Origin of the sequence: Psychrobacter sp. TB20-MNA-CIBAN-0197, assembly GCF_040309765.1 — a bacterium.
GTDB lineage: Bacteria > Pseudomonadota > Gammaproteobacteria > Pseudomonadales > Moraxellaceae > Psychrobacter > Psychrobacter submarinus.
Genome location: NZ_JBEOPC010000047.1, coordinates 1 through 16,175 on the forward strand (window position 1 = coordinate 1; position 16,175 = coordinate 16,175).

Sequence of the window (16,175 nt, forward strand, 5' to 3'; positions counted from 1 at the left end):
CAAGGGTGGATGGAGAATAATCTCCCTAAACTGTTTTATGATATGGGCTGTATCGATTTTATAAAGACTTAACTATAGTGTCTTTTATCTTTTCATTATTCTCTAATGAATAATTTATTTGATTCAATATTGAGTTAATACCTCTTATCCAATTATTCTCATTCTCTTGAATTAGAATATCTCGTATTTGAGTAAAAAGGTCAGCTAATCTTGCTAATTTATCTAAGTCGCTCATGTTAGAATTCCTATAGATATTGAATAATATGTAAACATTATATGTGAAAGCCTACTACACATAATAAAAAGGACAAATAATGAAACTACGCATCCTAAAATCCGCCGTCACCAACCCGTGGTTTAACCTCGCCACCGAAGACTGGATATTTAATACCCTTAATCCTGAGTCGCACACGCTTTTCCTATGGCGCAATAGCGAGACCGTGGTCATCGGACGCTCGCAAAATCCGTGGGTAGAATGCAAAATCGATAAGATGGAAGCAGACGAGGTGTTTTTGGCACGGCGGCAAAGCGGCGGCGGCGCGGTGTTTCATGACTTAGGTAATACCAACTTTACCTTTTTGTCACCCAAGGCCGACTACGACCAAGATGCTAACTTCACTATTATCGTCAATGCGCTAAAAAAACTCGGTATCGATGCTGAGCAGTCCGGACGTAATGATATGCAAGTCGGCGATAAGAAAATATCGGGCAGCGCCTTTAAGCATGCATCTGACCGTAGCTTTCATCATGGGACACTACTCGTGAACGCTAACATGCAAAAACTCGGCGATTATCTCAATCCGCATCCGCTCAAATTGCAAGCCAAAGGCATTAAATCTGTTCGTGCGCGCGTGGCCAATCTGGTTGAGTTTAATGAAGATATCAATCACGAAACTTTATCCGATGCCATTATCGAAGCGTTCTGCGAATACTATCAAGACACTGATCATGGTGATACTGATTATAGTGGAACTGTGCCCGTAGAGGAATTAGACAGAGACACCCTAGCAAAAGAACCTTCGTTAAACGCCTATTACGAGCAGATGGCGGACTGGAACTGGCGCTTTGGTAAGACGCCGCAGTTTAGTCATCATATCGAGACCCGTTTTGACTGGGGTATTGTTGATTTGCATATGGATGTTCAGCAAGCTGTCATTACCGATGTCGTCATCTTCTCTGATGCGCTAAATGTGGAGCTGATCGACTTGTTGAAGCAGACTTTAACGGGCACTAAATACAATCGTAGTGAGGTAAAAGCTAAGCTTGCTGAGCTAGCCCAAGCACATGATGAATTAGCCGCGCAAGTTGGTGATGTGTCTGAGTGGTTGCTTGACGAAATGGAAGGCTAAAGGTGCTTCGGCTGTAAGCAAGACATAGTCTTGCAACCGCTGCTACTTTATTCTAAACCATCCAAAAAAGCCTTCACCTCCGTTACATACTGACCCAAATCAGGCTCCAAATTGAACCCCTTAATTGGCGTAGGTAAGCCTTTTTGCTTGCCAAGTCGTATGATAATCGCGTCCTCCTCGGGTAGCACGAGCACACGCTGACCTAAGTGTCCAAGCATCGCGTAATAAGGAATCGGGCTGTCCATATCCGTCCACACTGAATGCCCATATATTGGCGCTTGCCCTGCGGCAAAGGCATCGACATTGGGCGTAATCATGAGATCAACATGCGCTTTACTCAGTAGCTGCTCGCCCTGCCACGCGCCGCCATTTAGTAAGAGTTGCCCAAACTTAGCAAAATCGAGCGCGCTGGCGTTCAAGCAACAGTAGACTTTTTCTATATTTGCTGCACCATCGAGCGACCAGTAGGCATCGCCCTGCATACCTAAAGGCTGCCAAAACTTTTCCTCAAGATAGCTCGATACGGTATAGCCGTGAGGCTCTAGCGCTCGCGCCAAAGCAATGCCTAGCATTTGCGTATCGCCGGAGGAATATTCAAAATTTCCGCCGCACGGTTCGACAAAGTCGCGATTGACCATCTGCTTGACAAGATCATGACCGTAGTAGGACTCAGCGGTTGGGTTAATCGGAAAGTAATAATCCTCAGTCCAATCATAGCCTGAGGTCATCGCGGATAAATCTGCCAGCGTACAGTTTTGTGCATACTCGTTATTCGCGTATTCTGGCAGCCATGTGGTAATCGGCTCATTGACGCTATCGATATAGCCATCCTCCACCGCTTTGAGATAGAGCATAGTAGCGACGGTTTTTGCCATCGAAAAGCTATTGGTATGCGAGTCGCTTCCGTAGTCTTGCCAGTAGTTCTCATAGACCAGCTTACCATCTTTGATAATGGCGAAGGCGACAGTTTCATCGGTGTCTAAGGCATTTTGTAGGGTCGGCGTGAGGACAACTTGATCAAAATCAGGATGCTTTTGCCAAGTGATAGGCTCGCCTGCGCGAATGGTACGATTATCAAAATCGACATAATCATCGATATTAGCCGTGGCTTCACCTTTTAAATAAGTGAGCTGTAGACCGCGAAAAATATAGGCATTGCCGGTCACGACCAAGCCTAAACTGATAATAATCAGTAGCGCGATGATAGGTAAAACAATCCATTTAAATAGAGTCTTTAACACTACCATTATAAAATCCTTTTTCATGGCGTGGTTGGTGAATACGATTGCGTATCGTTGATAGGGTTTAATTTAGCATGGATGTGAAATTTTGGGAGGTGGATTTTTGAGTGGTGAGTTTAGAGTGTAGGCTACTTATGACATTTGAAAACAATATTAACTACGACCAATACTTGCAAGAAAACAGATCTTACCGCTAGCCCTGACAGACGCGGTATCCTGTCGTAGATGATGGTGCTGCGGACTCTGGCTAGGGGCGGTATCGAGGTAACAGGAGCGTCACTAGACAGATTAGTCCGCACGCCATCAGCAAGGCAGATACAAGCAGACGGCAGGAAATTGCTCCCCTACCGTCCTTTCAATTTAAAACTTTAATTCAAAAATTAAACTTTTAAATACTCGCCGCAACCTCAGCGCCATCACGAATGGCGCGTTTGGCGTCCAGCTCAGCAGCCAGCTTCGCCCCACCAATCAGATGATACTGTGCGTCTGGCGCATCACCAACGTTTGGCATCAGACTGGCGACCGACTCTTGACCGGCACAGACGACCACGCTATCGACACGGAGCAGCTGGCTTTGGCCTTGCGGATTGGTGACCCAAATGCCCTCGTTAGTGATTTTTTCGTACTGAACGCCTGCCACTTGAATGACGCCGTGTGATTTGATATGGGCGCGATGCACCCAGCCAGAGGTTTTATTGAGGCCTGCGCCTAAGCGGCCTTTGGTGCGCTGCATCAGATACACTTGGCGAATCGGCTTGATGCCTTCAGGACGGATTAAACCGCCATCGCTTTGATAGTTAGTATCGTTAGTGACGCCCCACTCCTCGCGCCACTCGCTAACAGACTGCGGCTCAGGGCGGTAGCTTGGGTCTTTTAAGGTCTCAGGGCCGAGCTCATCAAGCGGCTGACCATGGCGCGCGGTTAGATATTCGCTGACATCAAAGCCTATACCGCCAGCGCCGATGACTGCCACCGTCTCGCCGACTGATTTTTCACCAGAGAGTAATTCTGTGTAGCTGATCACTTGCGGTAGATCCGCGCCTTCTAACTTGCCTTCAAGGCTTCTTGGCACCACGCCTGTCGCGACAACCACATGCTGGAATTTCCCATCTTCAAGCATCGCTTTATCGACTTTGGTATTGAGTTTAATCTCAACGCCTAGGTGCTCAAGCTCATTGATATAGTAGCGAATGGTCTCAAAGAACTCTTCTTTACCTGGGATGACTTTGGCATAGTTGAACTGACCGCCTAAGATATCGCGCGCTTCAAATAGCGTGACCTCATGACCACGTAAGGCTGCGACATGAGCCGCTGACATACCAGCAACACCGCCGCCGATGACTGCGACTTTTTGTGGATTTTTGGTCTTTTTGTAGACCAGCTCAGTCTCGTAGCAGGCTTGCGGATTAACAAGGCAAGTCGAGCGTTTATTCTCAAAAGTATGATCAAGACAAGCTTGGTTACAGGCAATACACGTATTGATGCGATCGGCTTGACCTTTTTCGGCCTTGTTGACCCAGTGCGCGTCAGCGAGGAACGGACGCGCCATTTGGATCAGATCCGCTTGACCATTAGCGACGATATCCTCTGCCGTATCCGGCATATTGATACGGTTGGCCGCCATCATCGGGATACTGATATGTTTTTTGATCTCAGCGGTAAAGTCGACAAAAGCGGCGCGCGGTACGCTGGTGACAATCGTCGGGACGCGTGCTTCATGCCAGCCAATGCCAGTATTCATAATGGTCACGCCCGCTTCTTCTAACGCTTTGGCGACAGTGATGACCTCGTCCATAACATTGCCATCTTTGACCAAATCGATGACCGATAGACGGAACACAATAATAAAGTCTTCGCCAACGGCTTTGCGTACGGCTTTGACCACATCGACGGCAAACTTCATCCGGCCATTGATATCACCGCCGTATTGATCGCTGCGCTGATTGACATGGCGCGATAAAAACTGATTGAGTAAGTAGCCCTCAGAGCCCATGATCTCAACGCCATCATAACCCGCTTGCTTGGCCAGTTTGGCAGAGCGTGCGTAGTCCTCGACCGTCTGCTCAATATTTTTGATAGTCATTTTGCGCGGTTTAAACGGGGTAATCGGTGATTTGATTGGGCTTGAGGAGACGATAAACGGATGGTAGCCATAGCGACCACTATGCAAGATTTGCATGATGATTTTGCTATCGTGTTTGTGTACGGCGCGGGTGACGCGTTGATGGTTGATAACGTCCATTTTAGTATTCATGGTACCGCCAGCAGGGAGCAACCAGCCTTCGCGGTTAGGTGAGATGCCGCCGGTGATCATCATCGCCGCGCCGCCTTTGGCACGCTCTGCAAAATAAGCAGCAAGCTTGCCATAATTATAAAAACGGTCTTCAAGGCCGGTATGCATAGAGCCCATGACTAAGCGGTTTTTGAGTGTGGTAAAGCCTAAGTCTAGCGGCTCAAAAAGATGCGGGTAGTGCTCATTGCTTTGAGCAGTATTGATGGTGTTATTGCTACTGGCTTTGCGATTCTCAGTGCTGCTAGCGCTCATGTGACGATCCTTGTAAATTCAGGTTAATGAGGGGTTCATAGTGCAAAATAGCTAAACCTTATATGGCTGCTATCGTAACACAACCGCTTTGTCGTCAGCTATGCAGACAAACGACTGATGAGTGAACACAAGCTATTTATCATTTATATTTAACTCTATTCAGCGTTTCTCTTAAACGACTCTTACAAATACGACCGACTTTTGCGCTGTCTTTGGCTATAATGAATACGCTTTTAATTGAAATATTTGCTGAATTGGTAAAGCAAAACTATCATCAAAGTGTATTTAAATTATAGTAAAACCCGAAATAAGATAAAGGACTATCACTATGACTGATTTCCATACTGGCCTTGGTAAGAATCCTGCTAACTATCAACCACTTACCCCTATCGACTTTATCATTCGTAGCGCGCAAGTGTATCCTAACAAAGCCGCCATTATCTACGATGATCTTCAGCATAATAATCTCATCCAGAGTTGGAGCAAAACTTTTGAACGTTGCCGTCAGTTATCACATGGCCTGCGCAAACTGGGTATCGATAAAAACGACACCGTAGCCGTCATGCTGCCTAATACCCCTGCTATGGTCGAATGCGCCTTTGGGGTGCCGATGTCGGGCGGTGTGCTTTGTACGTTGAATACTCGGCTCGATATCAATGCCTTAACCTTTTGCGTGCAGCATTCTGAGGCCAAAGTGCTGATTATGGATAGCGAATTTGCGGATTTGGCGGAGATTATCGACGAGACTTTTCCTAATCTGATCGTCATTCATGCCACAGATGCAGCCATTGAGGTAGAAGATTTTGGCAAAATGACTTACGAGGAATTGATTGCCAGCTCAGATGATTTGGATAATTGGGAAAAACCTGAGGATGAATGGGAAGCTATCGCGCTCAACTATACTTCTGGCACGACTGGTAAGCCAAAGGGCGTGGTCTACCATCATCGCGGCGCGACGCTAAATGCACTATCTAATATCTTAGACTGGGATATGCCTAAGCATCCGACCTACTTGTGGACGCTGCCGCTATTTCATTGTAATGGCTGGTGCTTTCCGTGGACGATCGCCGAGCGCGCAGGCGTCAATGTCTGCTTACGCCAGATTGATGCCGAGCTGATTTTGCAATTAATCGCTAAGCACAAGGTCACTCATTACTGCGCGGCGCCTGTGGTGCATAATATGATAGCGGGCGGTAAACAAGAGTACAAAGACGCGATTGATCATAAGGTCAAAGGCTGGGTCGCTGGCGCGCCGCCATCAGAGACGATGCTGACGGCAATGGAGGCGATGGATTTTGATATCACCCATGTTTATGGCTTGACCGAAGTCTATGGACCCGTCACCGTCTGCGCTGAGCAGCCCGAATGGCAAGACATGGACGTCGCTGAACGCGCGCAAAAAAAATCGCGTCAAGGCGTGGTTTCACACTTAATGACAGGCTTTGAGGTCTTTAAACAAGGCACGACTCAGCCGGTTGAAGCCAATGGCGAGGAGATGGGCGAGTTGGCGCTGCGCGGTAACATGGTAATGAAAGGCTATCTAAAAAGCCGTAAAGCCACTGATGAAGCGCTAAAAGATGGCTGGTTTCGCACCGGTGACTTGGGGATCAAATACCCTGATGGCTATATCAAGATTATGGATAGGCTAAAAGACATCATCATCTCAGGCGGCGAGAATATCTCAAGTATCGAGGTCGAAAACGTCTTATACAAACTACCTGCCGTCCAAAGCTGCGCCGTCGTTGCCGCACCGCACGACAAATGGGGCGAAGTGCCCGTGGCCTTTATCGAGATTCACGAGGGCAGCACCTTACAGCGCGACACTGTCATGGCACACTGCAAGCAGCATTTAGCAGGCTTTAAAGTGCCCAAGTACATTATCTTTGCTGAAATTCCGAAGACCAGTACCGGTAAAATACAAAAGTTTGAGCTACGTCAAGCGGCCAAGTCATTAGCCCATGAGACACCAAAAGTCACCGCTAGCTCCGAGTAGCGCTATGCAGAATACTTATTGATGCTAAGTATTTATTAGTAATAAGTATTTATTAGGGCGTGTCCCTATTTTAAAAATGGTGATAAAAATGAGATAAATCGCAGGCAAACAAGGAAAATAGCGCAGGTAATATCAAGATATTGGCCAGCTATTTGACACCGTTTGCCAAAGATTTAGCCATTTTTAGCCCATTTAGTCATAAACGCTTGAATTAGGGACACGCCCTAATTGTCTTAGGCTGAGCTTTTTACTATCAACAGATTGCGATATTACCAAGCGCAACTATCAATTCATCTTTGGCTCAAGCCACTGAAATACCAGCATCCCAACTAGCATCGCAGGAATAAACACATAGGCCTGCCATTGCCCCATGCCTAATAGTACGACACCGGGCCCAGGACAAATACCGACAAGGCCCCAACCGATACCAAACAGCATCGCGCCGATGACAAGCTTGCTGGTAACCTTTGTTTTGGTCGGCATCTCAATCTCATCGCCTACCCAGCTCTTTCGCTGCCGCCGAGCCCATTGCACCCCAACGATAGCGACAGCAAGGCCGCCGCCCATCACTAAGGCCAGTGAGATATCCCACGCGCCAAAGACGTCTAAAAACCCTTGCACCTTAACCGGATCGGTCATACCCGATATCAGCAGTCCTAAGCCAAACAGCAGTCCTGTTAGTAAGCCGATGATATTTTTTAGCATAGTTCATTCTCACTATTTACTTTCTTTTTCTCAAAACCTCTAGCCATAACAGCCATTTAAATCAAGCCCAATACTTGCCGGCCGATAAACACGGTGATGATGCCAAACGCCATAAAAGTCGCTGTGGCTACCATTGAGCGCGGCGACAAGCGCGCATTACCGCAGATGCCGTGACCACTCGTGCAACCTGAGCCTAAGCGCGTACCAAAGCCGACCAACAACCCTGCTGCAATCAGCAGCGGTAAAGAGGTCGTAACCTCTATATCAGGTAGCGGTCTGAACACACTATAGAGTAAAGGCGAGAGAACTAAACCTGCAATAAACAGTACTTGCCACATCTCGACGCGCTTTGGCTTTAGCAGGCTTGAAGTAATACCGCTGATACCGGCTATACGGCCAATACCTAAGAGTAAGATAACCGTCGCTACGCCTAATATGAGGCCGCCTACCAATGAAATAGGCGTGAAAACTTGCCAATCTATTTGTATACCCATAATGAGAGATCCAAAAGCTACTTTGTTTTATATAAAAACATTATATATTAAAATATAATAAATAGCTAAAAAAATACTGAGCGACTGCATTAACAGGCTCAGTATATTTAAATGCTTGGGTTGTTGACGGTTATATTCTCCAATATGAAGCCTGTAAGCGCCAAAGTAGCTATTAAGCAGACTGCTCTGCTAATACTTGCTCAAGAGCGCTTTCAAAACGCTGAACCGCACCGTCGATATCAGTCAATTTATCCAGACCAAACAGACCTAAGCGGAAGGTTTTAAAATTGTCAGGCTCGCCAACTTTGAGCGGCACACCAGCGGCAATCTGTACGCCAGCCGCCGCAAACGCCGCACCTTTATGCATATCATCACGGTCGGTGTAGCATACCACCACGCCTGGTGCTTGGTAGCCTTCAGCTGCGACACTCTCGATGCCTTTAGCTTGTAGTACTTCGCGGACACGGTTACCTAGCTGCCACTGCGCATCGCATAGTTTATCAAAACCGATCTTTTTAGACTCTGTAATAGTATCGCGGAACTGGCGCAAGCTATCGGTTGGCATTGTCGCATGATAAGCGTGACCACCATTCTCATAAGCGCGCATAATCTCTAACCACTTCTTTAAGTCCAGACTAAAGCTATTAGATTCTGTATTTTCTACGCGCTGGACGGCCGCATCGCTCATCATCACAAGCCCGGCGCAAGGCGTACTACTCCAGCCTTTTTGCGGCGCACTGATCAACACGTCGATACCAAGCGCTTTCATATCGAGCCAGACACAACCTGAGGCGATACAGTCAATGACCAATAAGCCGCCAACGCTATGAGTGGCCTCGCTCAAAGCTTTGATATAGTCATTAGGCAAGATCATACCGGCTGAGGTTTCAACGTGCGGGGCAAATACCATGGCAGGCTTGGTCTCTTTAATTTTAGCGACCGCTTCATCGATATCGACCGGTGAAAAAGGCTTTAGCGCGTCGCTATCTTCGCGCTGGGCGTTTAATACCGTAGAGGATTTGGCAAGATTGCTTTTTTCTAAAATTTGCGTCCAGCGATAACTAAACATACCGTTGCGAATGATTAAGCAGTCTTGATCTTTGGCCAGCTGATTGGCTACCGCTTCCATGCCATAAGTACCCGAACCTGGAACAATAGCGACGGCGTCAGCGTTATAGACAGATTTTAGGTCGCTCGATAAGTCATTCATCACTTGCTGAAAGACTTCTGACATATGGTTAAGGGCACGGTCAGTATAGACCACTGAATACTCTAATAGACCGTTTGGATCGATATCTTGGCGTAATGCAGGCATGAGACACTCCTTGTTTTTAGATTATTTAGATTGTGTGGTTGAGATAACTGCGTTAATGAGACAGTCATTTAGACACTAATAAGGGCTGAGACGGTTAGGTTTCAACTCATAAAAGAGACAATTTAGAATAGACGATATAGCGCTTTATCCTAGCGCTATTGCCGTTGGTAGATATTACCAGAGGACTACAGGCCCAAGACACTACAGGTGAGCTATCTGGGTTTATGCAGGGCTTACTGTCATGTACAGAGCGCAAGCATAATATAGGCGATATCATTTGATATTATCACTGTTATGCCACACTGGCAATAGTCTGCTAGCGGTTCTATTGAGGGCTTACGTTAGCGTTTGTTCGCTTATTTCGCCCTAGTATTTCACTACAGTATTTCGCCCTAGTATTTAAGCTTAACATCTAGCCTTAACATCTAGCCTTAACTTATAGCCTTAGTATCTTGACCCTGTTTAGCCCTTATCGCGATAGGCATCATGTAACCCTGAGACCACAAAATCTAACAACTCGCTATCACCTTCACTGGCCGCTTTGCGCATTAATTTTGAGGGCGCATGAGACAATGTCTGCGTAAGGCGTCTGGAGAGCTCCGTGATGACTTCTTCAGCATTAACCTCACCATTCTCTAATCTAGCGATGGACTCAGAGAGGATTTTATCGACTTGCGTGTGCGTGCGATTACGATACTGTTCGATGTCACGGCCGACTTTGCGCACCGCAAAGCTCTGCTCCATCTCCACCACCAGCTGGCTGACGAGTAGCTCTGCATCGACGGCCGCTTGCCTACGCTGCTCAAGGTTACCGGCGATGACGTGCTGCAGATCATCGACAGAGTATAAATAGATATCATCCATCTGACTGATAGTAGAATCGATATCACGCGGTACGGCTAAGTCGATCATCAGCATCGGCTGATAACGGCGACGCTTAAGCGCCTGCATCGTCATGGTTTTATCAATCAGCACACTCATGCTGCCGCTACAGCTACTGACAATATCCGCCTCGCTGAGCAGCTGCGGTAAAGCGTCTAAGGGCTGTACCTCAACGCTACGCCCCGGCTGCTGCAGCTCGGCAGCTAAGGCCTCGGCGCGTTCTGGACTACGGTTACAGATAATGATGCGCCCAACCCCAAGCCCTGCGATATGCGTCGCGACTAAGCGATTCATCTCGCCTGCCGCCACGACTAACAGCGTGCGTTTCGCAAAATCATCAAATATCTGAGTGACTAATTTGGCTGCCGCAAAACCAAGCGACACCGCTTGCGCGCCAACATGAGTCTCGTTACGTACGCGTTTGGCCGCTGCAAATACTTGATCGACTATCCAGCCTAGCTCAGTATTGAGTACTTTTTCGTTTTGCGCGAGATGTACCGCTTGTTTTATTTGGCCTAATATTTGCGGCTCGCCCAATATCATCGAGTCAAGCCCCGCCGCGACTCTGAGCCAATGGGTTAAAGCGTGGACATCACGGTGCACATAAAGGTAGGGATCCACCTCGCTCAGCGGTAATTGTTTAAACTCAGCGAGCCAGTTTTTGATCTTTAGAATATGAGCGCTGACAGCCGCTGGTGAGACGCTAGCGCTACTAGTGTGAGACGCTTTACTGGTAGCAGCGACGCTCGCAGAAGCGCTCGTTGGCGTGACGTTTTTGATATTTGATGAAGTGGCTGGCGTGACTGTTTGCGGAATTGTCTGAGGAACTAGCGCATAGATTTCCGTGCGATTGCAGGTGGAGACAATAATGCTGCCATCAGTGAACTGCTCTAATTGCTCAAGCGCCGTATTTACATCAGCGCCCACAAGTGCCAAGCGCTCACGCAAAGCGACTGGTGCAGTTTTGTGATTGACCCCAATGACCACTAATCTCATTATTGATTGACCATAAGCATAACGTTTACTGACTGAGCTCAAACCAGTGAGTGGCGTCATGATAAAAAAGCAAAAGCAAGCCCATCACGCTTGGATATAAGCGCAGACTGGGAGGCCGCGTTGTTGATTTAAGCCAATTACCGAGCAGCCCGTAGCCGCTCACTGTAATGGTGATAATACAAAGCTAGCTATTGTACCATTGTTATCCGTTTTATTTAATACTACCCCATCATTACTCCGTTACTGCTCGGGCAGCTTATACTCTATCTGGGCTTATCAGAAAAATTCAACTCGGCAGCATACGTTATCCCTAGTCCTAATAATCAACAGTTTAGTTAATCAATAGCTCCGACAATAACGAGCCCTAACGCCTGCTATGATCCGCCTCTACTGCGATCCGTCGTCAATAACGATTTAAAGATTTATAACCTTAAAATGAATAAGTTAACGCGCGCGGCAGCTTAGGCGACGAGTTACTTTTTATTTGAGGGTTTGTGGTATTCTTATCATCAACATTCTATATATACGATAACAAGAGTACTATTGTTTAGGGTGAATCTAGGCTCGTATAATGTTTCGATAATGCGCGAACTTATAGGTAATGATCATCAGCTATGATGTTTTTTGGATTAGTATCACAAGCAAAACCTGAGCCGGACGCTGCTTTAAGTCTTGACTATCGAGAGCAGTCTCGTATTCATGTATTACTGCGCAGGGCGATGAGACGTCTGTGGCAACACCGAAAGCTTGCTTTAATGCTGGCGACTGGTTTGTGCCTGTCTACTTATACTCAAGCAAAAGTGCTCGATCCATTATTGAAGCTTTGGCAGCCTTATCAGACAACATTAGCATCCGTCGCTTCTGAGCCAGTCAGCGATAACGACCGCACTACTGAACGTCCTCAATCTCATGATGAGAGCGATTTTAAGAACACAGACAACATCAATGATGAGCCCAGTCTCTACGCTTTATTAGAGGCTGAATTTGCCGCCGATCGCAGCGATATTGAGCGGGGATTGAGCCTTTATAAGCAGCAAGCCTTTAAAAGAGATGCGACCGCAGTTTTCGAACGTGCCTTGAGTCTGTCATTGGCTTATGAAGCGGTTGATGAATCCTTAGTGTTTGCTAAAAGTTGGCAAGATCAGAACCCAGATCATGTGCCGGCTTGGTTTTATGTGGCGCATTTGGCGCTAAAAGCTCATGATTATGCGCTTGCAAGTGAGACTTTGAACCGTATTCTTCGCTATGACCCTCGTGCTGATTTAAGCGAGATCCTCATCGGTATTTATCCGAGTACCGATGAGGATCGGCGTGAGCTATTAGCCGCCTTGCAGCCTATCGACAGCGCGCAAAACGCTTCAATCTCTGTTCTAAAAGCTGGCCTACTTTATCAATTTGACGAACCCAGAGCCGCGCTTATTCATATCGAGCGCGCGCTGGCCAGCCAGCCTGACTACGTGCCTTATATCACCCTAAAAGCAGATATCTTACGCAAGATTGAACCGGCGCAAACGGTAGTCAATTACGTCAGCCAAGCGCGTTTACGCAATCCTGATAGCAAGAGTCTGTATCTCTATGAGATTCGCTACTTGTTAGACTTAAAACAAAGCGTATCGGCTTGGGAGCTACTGTTAGCGGCGCATGAGCGCTTCACCGAGGACCCTGAGATTACCTTACTGGCCGCGTTGGTCAGCTTAGATATTCAAGAATATTCCAGCGCCGATCAGCTTCTGAACACTTTAGCAAAAAGTCCGACTTATTTGGATCAAGCCTATTATTATTTAGGCATCAGTGCTGAGCGCCAACAGCGTTTTGAGCAAGCAAAAAGCTATCTAAAAAGTGTCATGCAAGAAGACTTAGTGCTGGCCGCACGTAAAAAAGTGGTGGAGCTTGAGCTATTAGCCGATAATAGCGAAGCCGCGATAGCCACCTTACGCAATCTGCGTGAGGATTTTGAGGTCTTCGCGCCTGATACCTTTGTGCTACAAGCAGATATTTTGTGGCAGCAAGGTAAAGCTGACGAAGCACTAGAGCTGTTGAGCCGTGCCAGTCGCAAGCATCCAAATAGCGAGGCGATACTATTTGCGCGGGTACAATTGCTCGATGATCGCAATGACTATGTGGTGAAGCGCACCTTGCTCAATCATTTGCAAAACCTCAATCCGGATAATTTATCGTACCAGCTTAGCTACGCACAGCTGTTATTAGCCAATGATCGCAACTCCACTCAAGGCTTAGAGCTGGCGCAAACGATTATTCAAATTCGCTATGATGATCCGCGTTATGATAATGAGCTGCACTTGCAAGCGCTGAATGTATTGGCTAGTAATGCCTTAGCCAATGATAACTTCACGCAAGTTATCGACTATCTACAAACACCTTATGAGGTACTGCCAACACTACGCTCAGGCGTGCTGTTGCTACGAGCCTATCAGGGGCTTGAGAATAACGAAAAGGTCGCCGAGCTGTTAGCCGATTTGCAACAGCGCTTTGCTTTTGGTCAACAAAACGTCAATGACCGTATTCAACTTTATTAGAGAACTCCATATTTGAGTAACATTCAAAGTTTAGACTGATAGCTCATTATTGTATTTTAAGCGACTCTCTTTGAGTTGCTTTTTTAAGGGAAAATTTATGTCGACATTTTTATCTACAGCGTTATCCATTCATAATAAAAATTCAAAAAAATCAGCCTTATTAGCGACCCTAGTTAGTGGCGCGTTATTGAGCACTGGCTGTCAGTCGATACCTAGCTCACAAGCTGACGCTACTACCACCCCTACCCTGCAAGCGCAGAAGCTTGAGAGTTTCACTATCAATGGTAAAATCGGTGTGACAATACCAACTGGGCCTTCTGCTTCTTCGGCTGATGGCAGCAATGCAAGCAAGCAAGGCGGTAGCGCTTTTTATACTTGGGGACAAGAAGATAATCGCTTCGCTATTGAGCTGATGGGTGCGTTAGGCATTGGCAAAACCAACATCGAATATGACGGCCAAACGGCAACTTTAGTCAGTGAAAAAACCGGCAGCCTGAGCGCCGAGGATCCAGAAGCATTACTGCAAAAAGCCACTGGCTGGCAAGCACCTATCTCGCAAATGCCTTACTGGATATCAGGACGCTCCGCACCCTCGGACACCGCGCCACAAGTTGATAGTCAAAACCGCCTTATAAGCTCAGTCAATGGCAACTGGAGCGCTAAGTTCGCCTATGACGGTAATAACAAGCTACCGAACAAAATTATCGCCACTCAGCCGCAAGGTCAAAAAGTAGTCATGACCATTAACCATCTAAATCAGTAATAAAATAGACGCTCCAATGACCCAGACCGTTACTAACTGCTCGCTAGCTGATAATAATAGCCTTACGCGCTTGTCACCGGCAAAAATTAATCTGTTTTTGCACATCACAGGTAAGCGGGCTGATGGCTATCATAATCTGCAAACTGTTTTTCGCTTGCTCGATTGGGGCGATTATTTGCAGTTTACTTTGACTGACATGATAGATACTCCTAACGCTGCGCAAGTGAATACAAGTATTGATCAGCAAGCGGCGGCGCTTACTCAGCAGTTAATCAGCCTTAAGGGCGCAGCTAGCATTACTGATAATGTAGCAGATAACCTAATCTTTAAAGCGGCAAAAGCGCTACTAGCTTATGTGATTTCGATAGCACAACTGCCTCACTCCTTGCACGCTATCAGCATTACCCTAGATAAGCACCTACCAATGGGCGCAGGATTAGGCGGTGGCTCTTCCAATGCTGCCACCACCCTACTCGCCTTAAACGAGCTTTGGCAACTTAACCTAAATCAAGATGAGCTGATTACAATAGCGACGACTATTGGCGCTGATGTACCGATATTTATCTTTGGGCAAGATGCTATCGCCATGGGCATTGGCGAAGAATTAACCAGCATTGACTTGCCAAATCAGCATTATCTGATTTTGACGCCAAACGCTCATGTCAATACTGCTGAGCTATTCGCTCATCCTAAGCTCAATCGTGATATCGCGCCTTTGTCTACCAAGACTATTACCCATCAAAGTCGTGATTATCTGTCAAACCTAAATTCGCCTTACCAGAATGTCTTTACGCCAGTAGTGATAAGTCTGGCTCCTGCGGTCGAAGAAGCTTTGAGTTATTTACAAGGCTTGGAGGCAGACACATTGGGCACAGCAAGGATGACCGGCTCAGGCAGCGCAGTGTTTTTACCTTTAGATGCAAGTGTGGCGGCTGATAAAGCGCTATTGAATCAATGGATTGCAAATGCGCCTTGTGCAGGTTATGTGGTTGAGAGTCTATAATTAAAAACAGCACAAAAAAATCAAGACATACGTAGGCTGCTGTTTTAACCCTAAAAAGCATTCAAAATCGTACTAGAGTTTTAACTTTTGAGTGAAACTTCTTAAATAGAACTTCGATATTTACTAAATTTGGACCACGATGGCTTGAGTTGCAGCACTATTAGTTGTTCGGAGTCTGTCATTATCTGCTAAGCTTTACTATTATAAATAATCCAAAGAAAAAGGCGAAAAGCCTTGCAAAATTTAAAAATTTACTTATAATAGGTCGCCACAATAGGGGTATAGCCAAGTTGGTAAGGCATCAGGTTTTGATCCTGACATCCGTTGGTTCGAGTCCAGCTACCCCTGCCAT

At 46.6% G+C, this 16,175-nt stretch carries 12 protein-coding genes and 1 tRNA gene; 6 read left to right on the forward strand and 7 right to left on the reverse strand.

Translation table 11 applies throughout. The features are described from left to right. Window positions 1-58: 58 nt before the first annotated feature. Window positions 59-235: a hypothetical protein gene (locus AAEY83_RS12135; RefSeq protein WP_156923955.1), complete on the reverse strand. Its 177-nt coding sequence runs from the start codon at window positions 233-235 to the stop codon at window positions 59-61. 79 nt (window positions 236-314) lie between these two features. Between AAEY83_RS12135 and lplA the strand changes: the two genes are divergently transcribed. Beyond that, window positions 315-1,349, forward strand: a complete 1,035-nt coding sequence (lplA, locus tag AAEY83_RS12140) for a lipoate--protein ligase (RefSeq protein ID WP_025645467.1) — start codon at window positions 315-317, stop codon at window positions 1,347-1,349. A gap of 47 nt (window positions 1,350-1,396) precedes the next feature. Here the strand turns inward: lplA and AAEY83_RS12145 are convergent, their stop codons facing one another. Together AAEY83_RS12145 and AAEY83_RS12150 are read right to left on the reverse strand one after the other, a co-directional pair. After that, window positions 1,397-2,596 carry a serine hydrolase domain-containing protein gene (locus AAEY83_RS12145; RefSeq protein ID WP_025645469.1) on the reverse strand — a complete coding sequence of 400 codons (1,200 nt, stop codon included), beginning with the start codon at window positions 2,594-2,596 and terminating at the stop codon, window positions 1,397-1,399. A gap of 382 nt (window positions 2,597-2,978) precedes the next feature. Further along, complete coding sequence (locus AAEY83_RS12150) at window positions 2,979-5,135, reverse strand: NADPH-dependent 2,4-dienoyl-CoA reductase (protein WP_025645471.1); 2,157 nt, start codon at window positions 5,133-5,135, stop codon at window positions 2,979-2,981. A gap of 328 nt (window positions 5,136-5,463) precedes the next feature. Between AAEY83_RS12150 and AAEY83_RS12155 the strand changes: the two genes are divergently transcribed. Next, window positions 5,464-7,128, forward strand: coding sequence for an AMP-binding protein (locus AAEY83_RS12155; RefSeq protein ID WP_025645473.1), 1,665 nt, complete (start codon window positions 5,464-5,466; stop codon window positions 7,126-7,128). A 285-nt stretch (window positions 7,129-7,413) separates the two neighbouring features. Here the strand turns inward: AAEY83_RS12155 and AAEY83_RS12160 are convergent, their stop codons facing one another. The 4 genes from AAEY83_RS12160 to hemA form a co-directional block, all read right to left on the reverse strand. After that, window positions 7,414-7,833, reverse strand: coding sequence for a DUF6691 family protein (locus tag AAEY83_RS12160; RefSeq protein WP_025645477.1), 420 nt, complete (start codon window positions 7,831-7,833; stop codon window positions 7,414-7,416). A 56-nt stretch (window positions 7,834-7,889) separates the two neighbouring features. Further along, window positions 7,890-8,327 carry a YeeE/YedE family protein gene (locus AAEY83_RS12165; protein ID WP_037059074.1) on the reverse strand — a complete coding sequence of 146 codons (438 nt, stop codon included), beginning with the start codon at window positions 8,325-8,327 and terminating at the stop codon, window positions 7,890-7,892. Window positions 8,328-8,499: 172 nt separating this feature from the next. Then, entirely contained in the window at window positions 8,500-9,642 is a 1,143-nt protein-coding gene (locus tag AAEY83_RS12170; protein WP_025645481.1) for an aminotransferase class V-fold PLP-dependent enzyme, read from the reverse strand. Between the two features lie 462 nt (window positions 9,643-10,104). Then, the gene (hemA, locus tag AAEY83_RS12175) at window positions 10,105-11,520 is read right to left on the reverse strand and encodes a glutamyl-tRNA reductase (RefSeq protein WP_025645483.1); all 1,416 of its coding nucleotides are present in this window, start codon (window positions 11,518-11,520) and stop codon (window positions 10,105-10,107) included. A 614-nt stretch (window positions 11,521-12,134) separates the two neighbouring features. On the opposite strand from hemA, the gene AAEY83_RS12180 reads away from it, so the two are divergent. The 4 genes from AAEY83_RS12180 (at window position 12,135) to AAEY83_RS12195 (ending at window position 16,174) form a co-directional block, all read left to right on the forward strand. Next, a complete protein-coding gene (locus AAEY83_RS12180; protein ID WP_025645485.1) occupies window positions 12,135-14,057 on the forward strand; it encodes a tetratricopeptide repeat protein in 1,923 nt (640 codons plus the stop codon). A gap of 97 nt (window positions 14,058-14,154) precedes the next feature. Further along, a complete protein-coding gene (gene lolB / locus AAEY83_RS12185; RefSeq protein WP_025645487.1) occupies window positions 14,155-14,820 on the forward strand; it encodes a lipoprotein insertase outer membrane protein LolB in 666 nt (221 codons plus the stop codon). A 16-nt stretch (window positions 14,821-14,836) separates the two neighbouring features. Further along, window positions 14,837-15,823, forward strand: coding sequence for a 4-(cytidine 5'-diphospho)-2-C-methyl-D-erythritol kinase (ispE, locus tag AAEY83_RS12190; protein WP_025645489.1), 987 nt, complete (start codon window positions 14,837-14,839; stop codon window positions 15,821-15,823). A gap of 275 nt (window positions 15,824-16,098) precedes the next feature. Further along, a tRNA-Gln gene (locus tag AAEY83_RS12195) sits at window positions 16,099-16,174 on the forward strand. Window position 16,175: the final 1 nt, after the last annotated feature.